Source organism: Acinetobacter brisouii, assembly GCF_008993995.1.
Lineage (GTDB): Bacteria > Pseudomonadota > Gammaproteobacteria > Pseudomonadales > Moraxellaceae > Acinetobacter > Acinetobacter brisouii_A.
This window is the reverse complement of the sequence record NZ_BKNN01000101.1, coordinates 1-5,455: the sequence shown is the minus strand read 5'-3', so window position 1 is coordinate 5,455 and position 5,455 is coordinate 1. Positions and strand designations below refer to the sequence as shown.

At 41.6% G+C, this 5,455-nt stretch carries 4 protein-coding genes and 2 pseudogenes; 5 read left to right on the top strand and 1 reads right to left on the bottom strand.

Annotated features, from left to right (window positions below; all coding sequences use genetic code 11):
• A pseudogene (locus tag GBN19_RS14305) lies at positions 1–151 on the top strand (IS5/IS1182 family transposase); the annotation flags it as partial.
• Between the two features lie 14 nt (positions 152–165).
• Here the strand turns inward: GBN19_RS14305 and pdxR are convergent.
• Positions 166–1,659, bottom strand: a complete 1,494-nt coding sequence (pdxR, locus tag GBN19_RS14300; RefSeq protein ID WP_151710973.1) for a MocR-like pyridoxine biosynthesis transcription factor PdxR — start codon at positions 1,657–1,659, stop codon at positions 166–168.
• A 289-nt stretch (positions 1,660–1,948) separates the two neighbouring features.
• Here pdxR and GBN19_RS14295 point away from each other — a divergent pair, with 289 nt between their 5' ends.
• The 4 genes and pseudogenes from GBN19_RS14295 to GBN19_RS16320 all read left to right on the top strand — a co-directional run.
• Entirely contained in the window at positions 1,949–2,344 is a 396-nt protein-coding gene (locus GBN19_RS14295) for a nuclear transport factor 2 family protein (protein WP_004992199.1), read from the top strand.
• An 11-nt stretch (positions 2,345–2,355) separates the two neighbouring features.
• Positions 2,356–3,792: an NAD(P)/FAD-dependent oxidoreductase gene (locus GBN19_RS14290; protein ID WP_151778583.1), complete on the top strand. Its 1,437-nt coding sequence runs from the start codon at positions 2,356–2,358 to the stop codon at positions 3,790–3,792.
• Positions 3,793–3,849: 57 nt separating this feature from the next.
• Positions 3,850–5,289: an amino acid permease gene (locus tag GBN19_RS14285; RefSeq protein ID WP_004992188.1), complete on the top strand. Its 1,440-nt coding sequence runs from the start codon at positions 3,850–3,852 to the stop codon at positions 5,287–5,289.
• A 59-nt stretch (positions 5,290–5,348) separates the two neighbouring features.
• Positions 5,349–5,455, top strand: a pseudogene (locus GBN19_RS16320) (EamA family transporter); the annotation flags it as partial.

Below are 5,455 nucleotides of genomic sequence, written 5' to 3'. Positions count from 1 at the left end.
AATCAGTCGGCGTAGGATCACAATTGAACATATCAACGGCAAACTTAAACATTTTCGGATATTAACAGAACGCTATAGAAATAGACGGAAACGCTTTGGTCTAAGAATGAATTTAATTGCTGGAATGGTGAATTGGATGCTCTTAAATTAACTTTCGCAAGAGGTCTAATTATATAAACAATATTCTTCAGTGGCTTGAGCCAGCCTTCTTATCCCCTCATCAATTTTATCTGCACTGATTGACCCAAACCCTAAACGAAGGAAATGTTTGTGTTTGTGATCATCTAAAAAGAAAGACTGCCCCGATTCAATGAATACGCCTAAATTTGCGGCATAATGAGACAAAACCGTAGTATCAATATCTGCTGCGGTATCAATCCAACATGCTGAACCACCATTCAAAGCATAAGGTTTCCATGTTGGAAGATATTGTTTTAATGCCTTATTGAGTATTTCACCCCGTTGTCGGTGTAATTGGTGCTGACGGCGTAACATGCTATGGTAATAGCCTTGATCGATAAACAAAGCAAAGACACGTTGATTGAACACATTTGGATGTCGTAACATCAGACGGCGTAAATGTCGAAGTTCTTGTATTAATTCAGGTGCGGCAACGATATATCCCAGACGTAACCCAGGTGCCAATGGCTTAGATAGACTTCCAAGATAAATGACTCGTCCATGTCGATCTAAACTTTTTAGCGCGGGGATCGTTGTATTTTGCACTAACACTTGAGCATCATATTCATCTTCAATAATAATGCTGTCGTTTTGTTCTGCTAACTGCAATAAATTTTGTCGGCGTTGTGGAGACATGGTTACTCCTGTTGGACATTGTCGCCCTGGTGTAACAAATAAATAATCACACTCATTTGCCCGAATTAAAGTCACCCCCTCATGATCCACGGCTAAAGGCACAATATGCTGGGTCTGTAGCAAAAATATATTACGTGCATCTGGATAACCAGGTTCTTCGACACCAATCACATGATTCTGCCGCATTAATAACATCGCCAACATATATAATCCATGCTGACTCCCTACGGTTAACAAGATTTCGTTCTCTTGAGCCATGATGCCTCGCGTGGGCAAAATATGCTGCCGGATTGCATCTATGAGATAAGCGTCGTCCCCCTGTTGAGTAATATCTTGTGACCATATTGAGGCATCTTTTGCAGATAAGGCACGTAATGCACATTCCCTCCAAGCCGAAGCAGGAAAGCTTTCCGCATCTGGCTGACCATAAATAAAAGGATAGGAATAATTCATCCAATCACTTGGTTTAGTTAAATGCCTTTGTGCTGAAGGTCGTATATAAAAGCGAGCACCCCAGGTCGTCGCTTTTGATGTAGTCCGAATGGTTTTGCTCTCACTACTATCAATCTGGAAATTTAAACAGACAAAATGTCCACTCCGCTGTTTAGATTCCAAAATTCGCTCAGCAACCAATTGTTGATACGCAATGGTGACCGTATTTCTACCAACACCCAGTTGATCAGCTAAATCTCGGCTAGAAGGTACCGCCATACCTGGTTTTAAATAACCTTGTACTAAAGCCGAAAACATCATACGGCAGATTCTGCCTTGTAAATTCAAACCACTCTGTGCCGTATTAGAAAATAATGCCTGCCAAACTGTAGCTGAAATTACTGAACTCACTAATCAATCCTTATATCTGTGCATTGCTGCAATCAATTTTGATGTTTTCCTACTCAAACTGGTGCAAAGCTCATAGTTTCAGTCCACTTTTAAGCTAAAACTGGACTTACTCGATATAAAGCAAATGGCATTCCACCATCAACAATTTAAACTAATTTTTAAAAAACAATAATTTAAATATATAAACAACTGGATCCATCAAAACTTTAAATCTGGTACTACACCATATTTCACTATTTCCGTAAATTCAATTCTACAGCTAAATAAACCTTATTTTGGAGCAATACAAATGCAGCAAGCAAAATTAATCCAACTACTTACGGATTTTTCTACAGCATGGAATCAACATGATGTCGAAAAACTCATGGCATGCATGCATCCAGAATGCCGTTTTGAAACTGTAGCTGGTGAGGATGTTCATGGAACCCGAATTGAAGGCTTAGATGCTGTTCGTCAAGCATTTAGCAATACCTTCAAAAGTTTTCCAGATGCTCAGTGGCGAAACGGTAAACACTGGATCAGTGATAATGCTGAATTTGGTATTTCAGAAACAACCTTTACTGCGACAACTGCTGATGGTGGCTGGATTGAAGCCAATATGGTTGATGTCTTTACATTTAAAGATGGAAAAATTCTCGTCAAAAATGCATTCCGTAAAAATAGACCTGTTCAAGCAATCGCGTAAGGAGTCTTTCAATGAATCAATCTGTCCAACATGCAAGTTCATTTCGCGAACGCCTAGAACCGCATAAATCCATACCGACACATAGTTTTAAAAGTTACAACTCACAATTCGACCCTTTAACCGCTCCTGTCCTATCAGGCAATGAAAATTATGCACCAACTTATTGGGTCGGCACAGCAGGTACGCCACCCGAAGATGATGGCCCATTAATGGGTGACACTGAAGCGGACATCGTCATTATTGGTGGAGGCTTCACTGGGCTATCTACAGCACTAACACTGGCTGAACAATTTGGTGCTGCACCACTTGTCCTTGAAGCAAATCGTACGGCGTGGGGCTGTACCAGCCGTAATGGAGGACAAGGTCAAAATGCCTCGGGTCGTTTGTACCGATCACAATGGATTGAAAAATGGGGATTAGACACCGCCAAACGTCTTGATGCTGAAATTCGGGAAGGTTTTGATTACTTTAAAGACCTCGTGAGCGGTATTGAATGTGATGCTCAAGATGGTGGACATCTTTATATTGCTCATCGCGCAAAAAAAATGGCTTTCCTTAAAAATGAAGGTCGAGTCATGAAAGAGATTTTTGGTTATCAGACCCGTATGTTGAACCGTGAGCAACTGCATGAAGAATATGTTGCTGATCAGGAAGCTGCAGGTGCTTTGCTGGAACCCGATGGAGTTGGCATACACCCCTTAAAACTGGCTTTTGGCTATTTAAAACGTGCCCGTGCTGCTGGTGCCAAAGTACACACTTCAAGTCCAGTGCTTGGCTGGGAAACGCACAACGGTATCCATTATTTACGCACCCCAAATGGCATTGTCAAAGCAAAACGTGTGGCTGTTGCAACAGGTGGTTATACCCCAAATGGCTTACACCCGCATCTTTCTGGAAAAATCATGCCGATTTTATCCAATTCTATTGTAACGCGTCCTTTAACTGCGGCGGAGCGTGCTGAAGCAGGCTTACACAGCACCACATTTATTACCGATACTCGAACTTTACGTCACTATTATCGTCTACTCCCTGATGGATCTATGCAATGTGGCAGTAGAAGCTCCTTAACGGGTGCGGATGCGGATAATCCAGTCCATCTCGAACGGTTAAAAGAAGGCCTTTACCGCAAATTTCCAAGTCTACGTGGCATACCTATTGCTTATTCTTGGTGGGGTTGGGTCGATGTGAGTCATGACATGATGCCTCGTATCGTACAACCCAACTCTGAGGAAAGCATTTATTACGCTATTGGTTATGGTGGTAATGGTGTGTCTTTCTCCGCAATGGCAGGACGCCGTCTCGCAGAACGTGTGATGGGAATACAACGCCCTCAATTTGAGCTTCCGATTTATCAATCCCCTTTGCCTTCACATCTGTTTCGACCATTTCGTCGACTCGGGCAAGCATTGTTATATCGCTGGTACCACTTAAGAGATGAAGTGCTTTGAGTGCACATTCAATCATCTGCAATGATTCGGTTATAAAATTATAAGAGGGAATCCATCATGTATGACTCAGATTCAAATCAAAGTTTAAAAAGTGCTTTAAAACCTCGTCATGTCCAAATGATGGCACTCGGTGGTGTTATTGGAATGGGGTTATTTGTGGGTAGTTCTGTAGTGATTCAATCTGCAGGTCCAGCCGCCATTTTGTCCTTCCTGATTACGGGTGTATTAATTATTTTAGTGATGCGGATGCTGGGTGAGCTAGCAACCGCCTCTCCTGTATCAGGCTCCTTCTATGCATATGCACGCCATGCTTTCCAAGATTCGCCTTATTTATCTCGACTCGCAGGCTTCATGACGGGATGGATGTATTGGTACTTCTGGGTCATCGTGATTGCATTAGAAGCGATTGTCGGTGCAAAACTCTTTGCTTATTGGTTACCTGATACACCGCAATGGATCGTCAGTCTGGTTTTACTCGCCCTATTAACAGCAACCAATTTATTCTCCGTAAAATCCTTTGGTGAATTCGAATTTTGGTTCTCATCTATTAAAGTTGCTGCGATTGGTCTTTTCATTTTCCTTTGTTCTTTATATATGTTCGGTCTTTGGCCAAACCATCAAGCCGCTGGATTTGGTGAATTGTTAAATCATGGTGGCTTTATGCCAAATGGTTGGGGACCAGTATTATCGGGCGCTGTTGCTGCAACTGGATTTTACTTTGGCGCTGAGATCGTCACAATTGCAGCCGCTGAAACTAAAGACCCTGAAAAATCTGTTGCCAAAGCGACTCAATCCGTGATTTCTCGCGTCCTGATTTTCTATGTTTGCTCTATTTTATTAGTGGTCTGTATTGTCCCTTGGGACAGTGCAGAAATTGCGACACCTTACGTAAGTGCGCTAAAAGTATTGAATATTCCGTTTGTTGCGGACATTATGAATGTTGTGATTCTGGTGGCTGTACTCAGTTGCTTAAATTCTGGAGTTTATGCTGCAAGCCGTATGTTGTTTGCTTTAACCCAAAATGGTGATGCACCTCGTAGCTTGACCAAACTTTCAAAAAATGGTGTTCCAATTCGTGCCATTCTATTCAGTACATTATTTGGTTATTTCTCAATTTTAGCTTCATACTTCTCACCAGATGCTGTATTTCCTTTCTTGGTCGAATCTTATGGAACTGTAGCCTTATTTGTCTATATCGTGATTGCATTCTCTCAAATCCGTTTGCGTCGCCACTTAGAACGTGTTGCACCTGAACGTTTAAAAGTTCGTATGTGGTGTTTTCCATACCTGAGTTATTTTGCAATCATCGGCATGCTTTCAATCTTTGCTGCAATGGCTTTTATACCTAGCCTTCAAAAAGCATTCTGGTTCGGCATCGCAAGTGCAGGAATTCTATTCTGTATCTTTATTATTCGAGATTATGTAGAGCTAGTTAAATTACGTCATCAAAGTACTCAACTTGATGTGCTCATCCCTGCCAAACAAACCAAAATTTAATCCTCAAATACACTGACCTGTACTTTGTGCAGGTCATCCTCGTCTTTAGGAAATCACACATGCTTTTAAAAGATAAACTTGCAGCTTTCGCAGTAGTGTTCATATGGGGTATTAACTTTTATTTTATGAAAGTTTGCGTCAGTGAGATACACCCTATGCTCCTCGG

What these genes read in the sequence shown, in the direction of transcription:
- GBN19_RS14295 (WP_004992199.1), top strand. Translation starts at nt 1,949, where the DNA reads ATGCAGCAAGCAAAATTAATCCAACTACTTACGGATTTTTCTACAGCA.
- GBN19_RS14290 (WP_151778583.1), top strand. Translation starts at nt 2,356, where the DNA reads ATGAATCAATCTGTCCAACATGCAAGTTCATTTCGCGAACGCCTAGAA.
- GBN19_RS14285 (WP_004992188.1), top strand. Translation starts at nt 3,850, where the DNA reads ATGTATGACTCAGATTCAAATCAAAGTTTAAAAAGTGCTTTAAAACCT.